At 72.5% G+C, this 13,038-nt stretch carries 12 protein-coding genes; 11 read left to right on the forward strand and 1 reads right to left on the reverse strand.

Features of this window, described 5'->3' with window-relative positions; genetic code table 11:
• Positions 1-48: 48 nt before the first annotated feature.
• From RYN42_RS01785 to RYN42_RS01800, 4 genes are read left to right on the forward strand one after another with little or no spacing between them, the layout of a single operon-like run.
• Complete coding sequence (locus tag RYN42_RS01785; RefSeq protein ID WP_315093203.1) at positions 49-1,119, forward strand: ABC transporter ATP-binding protein; 1,071 nt, start codon at positions 49-51, stop codon at positions 1,117-1,119.
• Positions 1,116-2,093 carry an ABC transporter permease gene (locus RYN42_RS01790; RefSeq protein WP_315093205.1) on the forward strand — a complete coding sequence of 326 codons (978 nt, stop codon included), beginning with the start codon at positions 1,116-1,118 and terminating at the stop codon, positions 2,091-2,093. The genes RYN42_RS01785 and RYN42_RS01790 overlap by 4 nt, the downstream gene beginning before the upstream one ends.
• Position 2,094: 1 nt before the next feature.
• A complete protein-coding gene (locus RYN42_RS01795; protein WP_315093207.1) occupies positions 2,095-3,087 on the forward strand; it encodes an ABC transporter permease in 993 nt (330 codons plus the stop codon).
• Positions 3,084-4,187, forward strand: coding sequence for an ABC transporter ATP-binding protein (locus tag RYN42_RS01800; protein WP_315093209.1), 1,104 nt, complete (start codon positions 3,084-3,086; stop codon positions 4,185-4,187). Before RYN42_RS01795 ends, RYN42_RS01800 begins: the two co-directional genes overlap by 4 nt.
• Positions 4,188-4,224: 37 nt before the next feature.
• Here the strand turns inward: RYN42_RS01800 and RYN42_RS01805 are convergent, their stop codons facing one another.
• Entirely contained in the window at positions 4,225-4,809 is a 585-nt protein-coding gene (locus RYN42_RS01805; protein WP_399552376.1) for a helix-turn-helix domain-containing protein, read from the reverse strand.
• 87 nt (positions 4,810-4,896) lie between these two features.
• Between RYN42_RS01805 and RYN42_RS01810 the strand changes: the two genes are divergently transcribed.
• The 7 genes from RYN42_RS01810 to RYN42_RS01840 all read left to right on the forward strand — a co-directional run bounded on the left by RYN42_RS01810 (position 4,897) and on the right by RYN42_RS01840 (position 12,980).
• Entirely contained in the window at positions 4,897-5,832 is a 936-nt protein-coding gene (locus tag RYN42_RS01810) for an NAD(P)/FAD-dependent oxidoreductase (RefSeq protein WP_315093212.1), read from the forward strand.
• A 183-nt stretch (positions 5,833-6,015) separates the two neighbouring features.
• Positions 6,016-6,345 carry a hypothetical protein gene (locus tag RYN42_RS01815; RefSeq protein WP_315093213.1) on the forward strand — a complete coding sequence of 110 codons (330 nt, stop codon included), beginning with the start codon at positions 6,016-6,018 and terminating at the stop codon, positions 6,343-6,345.
• Between the two features lie 62 nt (positions 6,346-6,407).
• Positions 6,408-7,355 carry a phosphatase PAP2 family protein gene (locus RYN42_RS01820; RefSeq protein WP_315093215.1) on the forward strand — a complete coding sequence of 316 codons (948 nt, stop codon included), beginning with the start codon at positions 6,408-6,410 and terminating at the stop codon, positions 7,353-7,355.
• Between the two features lie 77 nt (positions 7,356-7,432).
• Positions 7,433-10,153, forward strand: a complete 2,721-nt coding sequence (gene topA / locus RYN42_RS01825; RefSeq protein WP_315093216.1) for a type I DNA topoisomerase — start codon at positions 7,433-7,435, stop codon at positions 10,151-10,153.
• A gap of 28 nt (positions 10,154-10,181) precedes the next feature.
• Positions 10,182-11,189 carry a Gfo/Idh/MocA family oxidoreductase gene (locus RYN42_RS01830; RefSeq protein WP_315093218.1) on the forward strand — a complete coding sequence of 336 codons (1,008 nt, stop codon included), beginning with the start codon at positions 10,182-10,184 and terminating at the stop codon, positions 11,187-11,189.
• Between the two features lie 28 nt (positions 11,190-11,217).
• On the forward strand, positions 11,218-11,844 hold the full coding sequence (tmk, locus tag RYN42_RS01835; protein ID WP_315093220.1) for a dTMP kinase: 627 nt from the start codon (positions 11,218-11,220) through the stop codon (positions 11,842-11,844).
• Entirely contained in the window at positions 11,841-12,980 is a 1,140-nt protein-coding gene (locus RYN42_RS01840; RefSeq protein WP_315093221.1) for a DNA polymerase III subunit delta', read from the forward strand. The genes tmk and RYN42_RS01840 overlap by 4 nt, the downstream gene beginning before the upstream one ends.
• The last annotated feature ends 58 nt before the right edge of the window (positions 12,981-13,038 follow it).

Below are 13,038 nucleotides of genomic sequence, written 5' to 3' on the forward strand. Positions count from 1 at the left end.
GGCGAGGTCACTCTCGCCCGCCGTACCCCGTCCCCCAAGGTGAACCCGATGAGCTCCCCGCACGAAGATCCCCCCGTCCTGCAGGCGATCGACCTGCGCAAGCACTTCCCCGTCCGCGGCTTCCGCTCGCACAAGGTCGTGCACGCCGTCGACGACGTGAACCTCGAGCTGTACCGCGGCCGCGTGGTCGCCCTGGTGGGGGAGTCGGGTTCCGGCAAGTCCACGATCGCCCGGCTGCTCGCGCAGCTCATGCCCGTCACGGGCGGCCAGATCCTGCTGCACGGCCAGGACGCCACGGTGAAGAACCGGCGGGCGTTCCACCAGTACGTGCGCAAGGTGCAGATGATCTTCCAGGACCCGTTCGGGTCGCTGAACCCCGTGCACACCGTGCGCTACATGCTCACGCGCAGCCTGAAGATCCACCGCGGACGCCTGCGCGGTGTCGAGCTGGAGGCCGCCCTCGAGGAGCTGCTGGACCGGGTGCAGCTGCGCCCGGCCGCGCGGTACATCGACAAGTTCCCGCACGAGCTCTCGGGCGGTCAGCGCCAGCGCGTGGCCATCGCCCGCGCGCTCGCGGCCGACCCCGAGGTGCTGCTCGCCGACGAGCCGATCTCGATGCTCGACGTGTCGATCCGCCTGGGCATCCTCAACCTGCTGCGCGACCTGCGGGACCGCCTGCAGCTCGCCATCCTCTACATCACGCACGACATCGCGTCGGCCCGCTACTTCGCCGACACGACGATGGTCATGTACGCCGGGCGGGTCGTCGAGAAGGGCGACTCGGAGTCCGTCACGCAGGACCCCAAGCACCCGTACACGCAGCTGCTCGTGCGCTCCGCGCCGGACCCCGACGACCTCGAGGCCCGTGCCCGGGGCGCCCGCGGGGAGGCGCCGAGCCTGGTGGCCCCACCCGCCGGCTGCCGGTTCCACCCCCGCTGCCCGTTCGCCAACGACGTCTGCCGCACGGAGGTGCCGCCGCTGATGTCCGTGGGCGAGGGCCGCGAGGCCGCCTGCTGGGGCTACGCCGACCGCGAGGACCGCCCGTCGCTGGGCTCGGTGCTCGACGCGTACGGCGAGCGGCCGGCCGTGGACATCTCCGTGCTGGAGGCCGACCGATGAGGTTCTTCGCCCGCCGCATCATCTTCTACGCGATCACCGCCTGGGCGGCGATCACCATCAACTTCTTCATCCCGCGGATCATGCCGGGCGACCCGGTGAGCGCGCTGATCGCCAAGAACCAGGGCCGGATCAGCCCCGACGCGGCCGACGCCCTGCGCGCGCTGTTCGGGCTCGACAAGGACATGTCGCTCTGGGACCAGTACCTGGCCTACTGGCGGCTGCTGCTGAGCGGCGACCTGGGCACCTCGTTCTCCTACATGGCTCCGGTGGCCGACGTGATCCGGCAGGCGCTGCCGTGGACCATCGGGCTGGTCGGCGTCGCGACGCTCATCAGCTTCACCGTCGGCACGCTCGTCGGCACGGGGATCGGCTGGCGCCGCGGCACCTGGGCGGACGGGCTGCTGCCCCTGTCCACGTTCTTCTCGGCCGTGCCGTACTTCTGGCTCGCCCTGATCGCGATCTCGCTGTTCTCGGTGACGCTCGGCTGGTTCCCCGCAAGCGCCAGCTACGACCGCAGCTCGGTGCCCAACCTGTCGTGGGAGTTCGTGGGGTCCGTCATCTACTACGGGTTCCTCCCGGCCATGACGATCGTGATCTCCTCGATCGCGGGCTGGATGCTCGGCATGCGCAACATGATGGTGACGGTGTCCTCCGAGGACTACGTGACCGTCGCGCAGGCCAAGGGCCTCAAGGAGCGGACCGTGATGATGGGCTACGCCGCCCGGAACGCGATCCTGCCGCAGGTGTCCAGCTTCGCGCTGTCGCTCGGCTTCATCGTCGGCGGCACCCTGGTCATGGAGATCGTGTTCTCCTACCAGGGCATCGGCTACTTCCTGTTCAGCGCGGTCAACGCGAAGGACTACCCCCTCATGCAGGGGTGCTTCCTGGTGATCACCTTCGCGGTGCTGCTCGCCAACATGCTGGCCGACGTCGCCTACGGCTTCCTCGACCCCCGTACGCGTCAGGAGGGCTGACATGACCGTCGACGCCGCACTGCTCGAGGACCTCGAGGTCGTGCCCGACGCCGCCGGCCCCCACCAGGGCAAGCGCCGGTTCCTGTTCATGCGCAACGCGAAGGCGCTCACCGGCCTGGTGATCCTCGGGTTCTTCTTCCTCATCGCCCTCATCGGGCCGTGGATCGCGCCGTACGACCCGAACGAGCGGTCCTCGGCCATCCTGCAGTCGCCCTCGTGGCAGCACCTCATGGGCACCACGCACCAGGGGCAGGACATCATGAGCCAGCTCATCCTGGGCACCCGCAGCGTGCTGGTGGTGGGGTTCGTGGCCGGCACGGTGGCCACGGTGATCGGCGTGATCGTCGGCGTCACCGCGGGCTACATCGGCGGGTTCGGCGACGAGACCCTGTCCGCGCTGTCCAACGTGTTCCTGGTGATCCCGCAGCTGCCGCTCATCATCATCATCGCCGGCCAGCTGCCGTCCGCCGGCGGCCTGACGGTGGCGCTGGTCATCGCCGCGACCGGCTGGGCCTGGGGCGCCCGCGTCCTGAGAGCCCAGACGCTCTCGCTCCGGAAACGCGACTTCGTCGAGGCGGCACGCGCCAACGGCGAGAGCACCTGGCGGATCATCTCCGCGGAGATCCTGCCCAACCTCACGGCCATCATCGCCGCAGGGTTCGTCGGCACCGTCGGGTTCGCCGTCCTGTCGCAGATCACGCTCTCGTTCGTCGGCATCACGCCCACCAACGAGTGGAACTGGGGCACGGTCCTGTACTGGGCGCAGGCGCAGCTGGCCCTGCAGCGCGGTGCGTGGTGGTGGTTCGTGCCCGCCGGTCTGCTCATCGCCCTGCTCGGCATGGCGCTCACGCTCATCAACTTCGGGATCGACGAGTTCGTCAACCCGCGCCTGCGGTCGGTCGGCCTGAACGCCCGGTCGATGCGCAAGCGCAAGATCCGCCCGCGCATCGGCTTCACGCCGGTGGTCCACGAGGCCAAGGAGGACCGAGCATGAGTGCCGTCGTCACCACCCAGCGCGCGTTCCGTTCCGGGGCGGCGGCCACCGATCCCGTGCTGGAGATCAAGAACCTGTCGGTCGACTACGGGTACGACGACGACCCGACGCACGTGCTGCGCCAGGTGTCGCTGACCCTCAACCGGGGCGAGGTGCTCGGCCTGGCCGGCGAGTCCGGCTGCGGCAAGTCGACGCTCGCGTACGCGGCGACCCGGCTGCTGCCCCCGCCCGGCCTGATCACCGGCGGGGAGGTCATCTTCACCGACCGGTCCGGGCAGCAGACCGACATCCTCACGCTCAGCGACCCCGAGCTGCGGGCCGCAAGGTGGCAGGACCTGGCCATCGTGTTCCAGGGCGCGATGAACTCCCTCAACCCGGTGTACAGGATCGGGCGGCAGATCGCCGACGCCATCACCGCGCACCTGCCCGGCGTCACCAAGAAGGAGGCCCTGGAGCGGGCCGCCGGGATGCTCGAGCTCGTCGGGATCTCCGCCGACCGCCTGCGCGACTATCCCCACCAGCTCTCGGGCGGCATGCGGCAGCGCGTGATGATCGCGATGGCCCTCGCGCTGGACCCGCAGGTGCTCATCATGGACGAGCCGACGACGGCCCTCGACGTGGTCATGCAGCGGCAGATCGTGGAGCAGATCGCGGAGCTGCGCGACCGGCTCGGGTTCTCGGTCATCTTCATCACGCACGACGTCTCGCTGCTCATCGAGATCGCCGACCGGATCGCCATCATGTACGCCGGCGAGATCGTCGAGGACGCCGGAGCGCAGGACATGTACCGCCGGCCGCGGCACCCCTACTCCGACGCCCTGCTGCACTCGTTCCCGCCCCTGCGCGGACCGCGGCGTGAGCTGACCGGCATCCCGGGATCGCCCCCGGACATGTCGAACCTGCCCACGGGCTGCCCGTACCGGGACCGCTGCGCGTTCGTGTTCGACGCCTGTGCCGTGGTCACCCCGGAGCTCGTCGCGCCCGCGGTCGAGGGAGACGACCCGCGCCGGTCGGTCGCCTGCCTGCGGCACGACCCCGCGGCCGTCGCCGCCGCCGGGTTCCAGCCGCAGCCGGTGCCGGTCGAGCTCCAGGTCCGCTGAGCCCCGCCCTGCCCCCGGCTCCCTCTCCACAGGGCTGCTAGCCGGGGGCGGGGCGGCCCTGCTCCTTCCTGCGCGGCGACGCCCGCAGGTGCACCCGCTCGCCCTGCGTGCCGAAGATGACCAGCAGCTCCACCGGCCCCGGTCCCTCGTTGGCGAACCAGTGGGGCACGCGCGTGTCGAACTCGGCGGCCTCGCCGGGAGGGAGCACCAGGTCGTGCTCGCCGAGCACCAGCCGCAGCTGCCCGTCGATGACGTACAGCCACTCGTACCCGTCGTGGGTGTTCAGCTCCGGCTCGGGCGTCGGCGCTGCGGGAGGCAGGACCAGCTTGTAGACGAGCATCCCGCCCGACCGCCGCGACAGGGGGATGACGGTCTTGCCGTGCTCGGTGACCGGGCGGGGGTGGATGCGCGGGTCACCCGTCGCGGGCGCTCCGACCAGCTCGTCCAGCGGCACGCGGTACAGCCCGGCGAGCGGGACGAGCAGCTCCAGCTGCGGACGGCGGGTGCCGGACTCGAGCCGCGACAGGGTGCTCACGGAGATGCCGGTGCCGTCCGACGCCTGGGCCAGGGTCAGTCCGCGCTGCTGCCGGACCGCGCGGAGCCGGGGGCCGACCGTGCGCATCAGCTGGTCGATGTCGTCCACGGGTTCACTTTGCCACTTCGGCAAGGATGCTTGCCGGTCGGACGGGAGCAGTCTGATGCTTGCCGCATGAGAGACGCGATCGTCATCGGTGGTGGGGCTGCGGGCCTGAGCGGGGCGGTGACCCTGGCGCGGGCCCGGCGGTCGGTCCTGGTGCTCGACGGCGGAACGCCCCGGAACGCGCCCGCCGAGGGAGTGCACGGGGTCCTCGGTCAGGAGGGCGTGCCGCCGCTGGTGCTCCTGGAGCGTGGCCGGGCCGAGCTGGTCGGCTACGGCGGGTCGGTGCGGACCGGCAGGGTGGTGGCCGCGGAGCGCGACGGCGACGGCTTCGTCGTGACGCTCGACGACGGCAGCTCCGAGCGGGCGCGACGCCTGCTGGTGGCCACCGGGCTCGTCGACGAGCTGCCGGACGTCCCCGGCCTGCGGGAGCGCTGGGGCCACGACGTGCTGCACTGCCCCTACTGCCACGGCTGGGAGGTGCGCGACCAGCCGATCGGGGTGCTCGGCACCTCGGAGCGGTCGGTGCACCAGGCGCTGCTGTTCCGGCAGTGGTCGGACGACGTGGTGCTCCTCCAGCACACCGCGCCGGAGCCGACGCCCGAGCAGGCCGACCAGCTGGCCGCGCTCGGGATCCGCGTGGTGCCCGGTGTCGTCGCGGAGGTGCTGTCGACCGACGGCCGGCTCACCGGGGTACGGCTGGAGTCCGGAGAGGTTGTCGCGCGGTCGGCGCTCACCGTCATGCCGCGGTTCGTCGCGCGCCTCGACGGGCTGGCCGGCCTGGGACTCGTGGCGGTCCCGCACGAGATGGGCGTCGGCGAGCACGCCGCGGCGGACCTCATGGGGGCGTCGAGCGTCCCGGGCGTGTGGCTGGCGGGGAACGCGACCGACCTCATGGCCCAGGTCACGGGCGCGATGGCGGCCGGCACGCGCGCGGCGGCAGCGCTCAACGTGGACCTGATCGCGGAGGACACCGCCCGCGCGGTCGCGGCAGCCCGCGGAGCGTGACCGGGGGCGAGAACAACGTGGGTGGCGTTATGGGACCGCAGAACGCCACCCAGGTTGTTCTCGTCGGGGCGTGCGCGACCCCGGGGCATCCACAGGTCAAGAGAGGGTCATGTCCAGGCGGTCCCCAGCCCCGGAGAGTGACATGGGTGTCGAGCGCAGGACCACATAGCCGGGAGGCACGCCATGAGCACGGTGACCGCAGACGCAGGGCACGACCCGTGGCTGACCGCCAGCGTCCGGCCCGCCGGGTCGTTCGGCCGCGCCGACGTCGGCCGCCTCCGGGCGCTGCTGGGCGCGCTGTCGGCGACGGCGTCGCTGGTGGTGCTCGACCTGGCCGCGGTGAGCCTGCGCAGCGGTCGGGCCGCGGACGCGATCGACGAGGCGGGGTGGGAGCTCGAGCGTCGTGGTGGCTGCCTGCTGTGCATCAACGCCGACGACGACGTCCGGGCCCGGCTCGGCGGCTGCCGGCACGCGGTGGTCGTCGGACCGGGCGAGCCGACGCCGTTCCCGTGACCGGTGCTCGCACAGCGGTACGGGACGCGGTGCACCCGTCCGGGTGACCTACCGTTGTCCGGGTGAGCGACACCCCCGTCCTGCCTGCTCCCGTGCGACCGGTCCCGGCCGCACGGGACCGCCGTGGCGCGGTCGTGGCGGGTGCGCTCCTGGTCGCGGTGCTCTCGTTCGCGGGTGTCGTCGTCCTGTACCGGGTGTTCGTGGAGACGCTGGCCGGTCAGCAGGTGGAGAACGCCGCGTTCCAGGGTGCGCTGTACGGACAGACGCAGCTGTGGCGCGTGGCCGAGCGCGTGCTCGACGTGGTGTCGGTCGGGTTCATCGCGATCGTCCTGCTCGCCGCCATGCTGATCGCCGCGCTGCGTCGGCGCTGGTCGCTCGCCGTCCAGGTGGCGGTGCTGATGATCGGCGCCAACCTCACCACCCGCGTCCTCAAGAACTGGGTGTTCTACCGGCCCGAGCTCGGCGTCGAGGCCAGCTACGGCAACACCCTGCCGAGCGGCCACACCACCGCGGCGGCCTCGGTCTCGGCGGCCCTGCTGCTGGTGGTGCCCCCGCGGGGGCGTCCGTGGGCGGCGGTGCTCGGTGCGGGCTACACCACCGCCACCGGGGTCTCGACGCTCATCGGCCAGTGGCACCGGCCCTCGGACGTCGTCGCAGCCGTGCTCGTCGTGCTCGCGTGGACCGCGATCGCGTGCGCGCTGGTGGCGCTGACCCCCGCGCGGGCGTCGACGGCGACCGGTGCCCTCCGCCTCGCGAACGACCGCCCGCCGACGCCCGCGACGATGCGTGCCGTCGTCGCGGGGCTGCTCGTCGTCGGCGCCGCGGCGGGGGCGTCGGCCGTCGTCGCGCTCTCGCACACCTGGGAGAACCGGGACGGCCTGGGGGCTCGCGCGGAGGAGGTCACCGCGTACCTGGGCGGCGCCGCGGGCGCTCTGATGGCGTCGTGCCTGGCGTTCGCGCTCATGCTGGTGCTGCGGCAGGCCGCGGCATCGCGATTGCCGCGGGCTTGACGCCACGCCGTAGAGTCCCCAGCGGTGAACGAGACGCGGGCCGTCCGGCCCGTCGATGTCTGAGAAGGGCCTGACGGATGTCTGCAGGGCGCAAGCTCGTGATCGTGGAGTCGCCTGCCAAGGCGCGCACGATCGCCGGGTACCTCGGCGAGGAGTACGACGTCGAGGCGAGCGTCGGGCACATCCGCGACCTGCCCCAGCCCTCGGAGCTGCCCGCGGACATGAAGAAGGGTCCGTTCGGCAAGTTCGCGGTCGACGTCGACAACGGCTTCGCGCCGTACTACGTGGTCGACGCCGACAAGAAGAAGAAGGTCAGCGAGCTCAAGAAGCTCCTCAAGGAGTCGGACGAGCTCTTCCTGGCCACCGATGAGGACCGCGAGGGCGAGGCCATCGCCTGGCACCTGCTGCAGGAGCTCAAGCCGAAGGTCCCGGTCAAGCGCATGGTGTTCCACGAGATCACCCGCGAGGCCATCCAGCGCGCCCTGGCCAACACCCGCGAGCTGGACGACCGGCTGGTCGACGCGCAGGAGACCCGCCGCATCCTCGACCGGCTGTACGGGTACGAGGTCAGCCCGGTCCTGTGGCGCAAGGTCCGGCAGGGTCTGTCCGCCGGCCGCGTGCAGTCCGTCGCGACGCGGCTGGTGGTCGAGCGCGAGCGCGAGCGCATGGCGTTCGTCGCCGCCGACTACTGGGACGTGACGGGGACGTTCGCGGTGGAGGACGGCGCCGAGCCGTCGTTCAACGCGCGGCTCTCTTCTGTCGACGGGCGTCGCGTCGCCACGGGACGGGACTTCGCCGACAACGGCCAGCTGCGCGCCGCCGACGTCGCGCACCTGGACGAGGCCCGGGTGACCTCGCTCGTCGCCGGGCTCGCGGAGGCGTCGTTCTCCGTCGCGTCGCTCGAGACCAAGCCGTACACCCGCCGCCCCGCCGCGCCGTTCACCACGTCGACGCTGCAGCAGGAGGCGTCGCGCAAGCTGCGGATGGCGTCGCGAGCCACCATGCGCACCGCGCAGGGGCTGTACGAGAACGGCTACATCACCTACATGCGTACGGACTCCTCGTCGCTGAGCACGCAGGCGATCGACGCCGCGCGGCGCCAGGCGTCCGAGCTGTACGGCCCCGAGTACATCCCCGACGCGCCCCGCGTCTACACGGGCAAGGCGAAGGGCGCGCAGGAGGCCCACGAGGCGATCCGCCCCGCCGGCGACCACTTCCGGACCCCCGCGCAGGTGGCCAAGGAGCTGTCGGGCGACCAGTTCCGGCTCTACGAGCTGATCTGGAAGCGCACGGTGGCCTCGCAGATGGCCGACGCCCGCGGGCAGACCGCCTCGGTCCGCCTCGGCGCCACGGCGGCCGACGGCACCGACGTCCTCTTCTCCGCGTCGGGCACCGTCATCACGTTCCGCGGGTTCCTCGCGGCGTACGAGGAGGGCCGCGACGACTCCCGGTACGACTCGTCGGAGGAGGGTGCGGCCGAGAAGAGCGACGCCCGGCTGCCGAAGATGGCCGAGGGCGACCCGCTGTCGGCGTCGGACCTCTCCGCCGACGGCCACCGCACGTCCCCGCCGCCGCGCTTCACCGAGGCCTCCCTGGTCAAGGCGCTGGAGGAGCGCGGGATCGGCCGCCCGTCCACCTACGCCGCCACGATCTCCGTGATCCAGGACCGCGGGTACGTGACCGGTCGCGGGCAGGCGCTCGTGCCCTCGTGGCTGGCGTTCGCCGTCACGCGGCTGCTCGAGGAGAACTTCGACTGGCTGGTCGACTACGACTTCACCGCCGAGATGGAGCAGGACCTCGACGCCATCGCGGCCGGGGACAAGGACCGGGTGGCGTGGCTGTCGCGGTTCTACTTCGGCGACGGGTCCGGCAACGAGGAGGGCGAGGGTCTGCGTGACCTCGTCGCGAACCTCGGCGACATCGACGCCCGCGAGGTCAACTCGATCCCGATCGGCGAGGGCATCGTGCTGCGCGTCGGCCGGTACGGCCCGTACCTCGAGGACTCTCTCGCGGAGCCGGCCGAGGACGGCACCACCCGGCGCGCGTCCGTCCCCGAGGAGCTGGCTCCCGACGAGCTCACCGTGGCCAAGGCCCGCGAGCTGCTGGAGACGCAGCCCGAGGGCGACCAGGTGCTCGGCACGGACCCCACGACCGGCACCCAGATCGTCGCGCGCAACGGCCGCTACGGCCCCTACGTGACCGAGCTCCTGCCCGAGCCGGAGATCGACACGTCCCTGTCGGCCGCCGCGCAGAAGCGGGCTCTCGCGGCCGCGCCGAAGCCCCGCACGGCGTCGCTGCTCAAGACCATGTCGCTGCAGTCGGTGACGCTGGACGACGCCCTCCTGCTCCTGTCGCTGCCCCGCGTGGTCGGCGTGGATCCCGAGTCGGGGACCGAGATCACCGCGCAGAACGGCCGCTACGGCCCGTACCTGAAGAAGGGCACGGACTCGCGCACCCTCGCGTCCGAGGAGGCCCTCTTCACGACGACGCTGGACGAGGCGCTGGCCATCTACGCCCAGCCCAAGCGCGGCCGCGGCGCCACGTCCGCGCCCCCGCTGCGCGAGCTCGGTGACGACCCGACCTCCGAGAAGCCGATCACCGTCAAGGAGGGGCGCTTCGGCGCCTACGTCACCGACGGGGTCACCAACCGGACCCTGCCGCGGGATCTCACGCCCGAGACGATCACGCGCGAGCAGGCCATCGAGCTGCTCGTGGAGAAGCGCGCGTCGGCCCCGGCGAAGAAGAAGGCACCCGCCAAGCGCGCACCGGCCAAGAGCAAGGCCGCCGCGAAGAAGTAGGGGCGCCCGCCGCGCTAGGTTGTCGACCATGGCAGACCGCGCTGAAGACCCCCGCACCGCACCACCGATCCGCTGGGGCATCCTCGGCGCCGGCAACATCGCCGCGACGTTCGCGTCGGCCGTCAACGCGCACACCCGCGCGCAGCTGGTCGCCGTCGGCTCGCGCAACAAGGACCGCGCCGAGCGGTTCGCCACGGCGCACCACATCCCGACCACCCACGTCGGCTACCGCGAGCTGGTCGAGGACACGCAGGTCGACGCCGTCTACATCGCGACCCCGCACTCCGAGCACAAGGAGCAGGCGCTGCTGGCCATCAAGGCCGGCAAGCACGTGCTCGTCGAGAAGGCGTTCACGCGCAACGCGGGCGAGGCGCAGGAGGTCTTCGACGCGGCGCAGGCCGCCGGTGTCTTCGTCATGGAGGCGATGTGGACGCGGTTCCTGCCGCACGTCTACGCGCTCCACCAGGTCATCGACGCCGGGGAGATCGGCGAGATCATCAACCTCTCGGCCGACCACGGCCAGGCGTTCACGTACGACCCGAAGAGCCGGCTGTTCGACCCGGCGCTGGCCGGCGGCGCCCTGCTGGACCTGGGCGTGTACCCGGTGTCGTTCGCGCACGACTTCCTCGGGGTCCCGGACTCCGTGCACGCGGTGGGGCAGCTCACTACGACCGGCGTCGACGGACAGATCTCGATGGTCCTGTCCTACGGCGAGCGCGCGCAGGCCACGCTGTCGACGACGATGTGGGCCAAGACGCCGACGATGGCGCTCATCTCGGGGACCGAGGGCAACATCGTGGTCAAGGGCAGCTTCTACGCGCCGACCTCGTTCCACGTGCGACGCCTCGACGGCCGGGTGTGGGAGTTCGACCAGCCCGGCGCCAAGGGCCTGCAGTACGAGGCCGCCGAGGTGGCCCGCCGCGTGGCCGCGGGCGAGACGCAGAGCCCGCGCATGACGTGGGACAACACCCTCGAGGTGCTGCGGACCATGGACGCCGTCCGCGCGCAGATCGGCGTGGCGTACCCGGGGGAGTGATGTCTGCCCCGGCGGCTACCCTGGCGCAGTGACACCTGCCGCCGGCCTCTTCCTCTCCTTCGAGGGCGGTGACGGCGCCGGCAAGTCCACGCAGGCGCGTCTCCTGGGCGAGTGGCTGACCGGGCTGGGCCGGGAGGTCGTGCTCACGCGTGAGCCGGGCGGCACCGAGCTGGGCGTCCTGCTGCGCGACGCGGTCCTGCACGGCGACCACGTCGACGCCCGGACCGAGGCGCTCCTGTACGCCACGGACCGCGCGCACCACGTGGCCTCGCTGGTCCGCCCTGCCCTGGCGCGCGGCGCGGTGGTCGTCACCGACCGCTACCTCGACTCCTCCGTCGCCTACCAGGGGAGCGGCCGTGACCTGGGGGCCGACGAGGTCGAGCGCCTCTCGCTGTGGGCCGTCGACGGTCTGCTCCCGGCCCTCACGGTCCTGCTGGACCTGGACCCGGTGGCCGGCAAGGCCCGGCTGACGGGCGACCCCGACCGGCTCGAGCGCGCGGGCGACGAGTTCCACCGCCGGACGCGCGACGCCTTCCTCGGCCGGGCCGCGGCCGAGCCGGGACGCTGGCTCGTGCTGGACGCGACGCGACCGGTCGACGAGCTCGCCGCCGCTGTGCGGGAACGCGTGGCCCCGCTGGTCGGGGTCACGCCGTGACCAGCGTCTGGGACGACGTCGTCGGCCAGGAGCCCGCGGTCGAGGTGCTGCGGCACGCCATCGAGGACCCCGCGGCGATGACGCACGCGTGGCTGCTCACCGGCCCTCCGGGCTCCGGGCGCTCCAACGCGGCGCGCGCGTTCGCCGCGGCGCTGCAGTGCGTGACGGGCGGCTGCGGCGTCTGCCACGACTGCACGACGACCCTGCGCGGTCTGCACCCGGACGTCACGGTCGTCGCCACCGAGGGCGTGTTCATCCGCGCCGAGACCGCCCGCCCGCTGGTCGAGCTCGCCCAGCGGTCGCCCGCCCAGGGCCGTCACCGGGTCATCATCATCGAGGACGCCGACCGCCTGAACGACACCAGCGGCAACGCGCTGCTCAAGGCCATCGAGGAGCCCGCCGGCCGCACGGTCTGGGTGCTCTGCGCGCCCAGCCCGCAGGACGTCCTGGTCACCATCCGCTCCCGCTGCAGGTCGGTGGCGCTGCGGGTCCCGCCAGTCGACGCGGTGGCGGCGCTGCTGGTGTCCCGGGACGGGATCGACCCCGAGGTGGCCGCGATCGCCGCCCGTGCGGCGCAGAGCCACGTGGGGATCGCCCGACGGCTGGCGCGGGACCCGGAGGCCCGTGCGCGGCGGTCGGCGGTGCTGGGCATCGCGGCGAAGATCCGCGGCGTCGGCGACGCGGTGCTGGCCGCGGGCGAGCTCGTCGAGACCGCGCAAGCCGACGCCAAGGCAGCGACCGAGCAGCGGGACGCGCAGGAGAAGGCGGAGCTGCTCCGGTCGATGGGCGCGGAGGGCGCGGCGACGCTGCCCCCGGCGCTGCGCACCCAGGTCCGGCAGCTCGAGGAGGACCAGAAGCGCCGAGCCACCCGTGCGCAGCGGGACGTGCTCGACCGCGCGATGGTCGATCTGCTGTCCCTCTACCGCGACGTCCTCGTGGTGCAGCTGAGCGCCGGCGTGGAGCTGGTGAACATCGAGCACACCCGGTCGGTGCACGCCCTGGCCGAGGCCAGCACCGCGGAGCAGACCCTGCGGCGGATGGACGCGGTCGGCCAGGCCCGGACCCGGCTCGCGGGGAACGTCGCCCCGCTGCTCGCCGTCGAGGCGATGGCCGTGGCGCTGCGCCCCCAGGGGTGAGCCACGGATGTGCAGATCGGGTGAGGGCTGACGTCCCTGGCCGCACCTCGCGGCTGAC

It is taken from the genome of uncultured Cellulomonas sp. (genome assembly GCF_963527515.1).
Classification (GTDB): Bacteria; Actinomycetota; Actinomycetes; order Actinomycetales; family Cellulomonadaceae; genus Cellulomonas.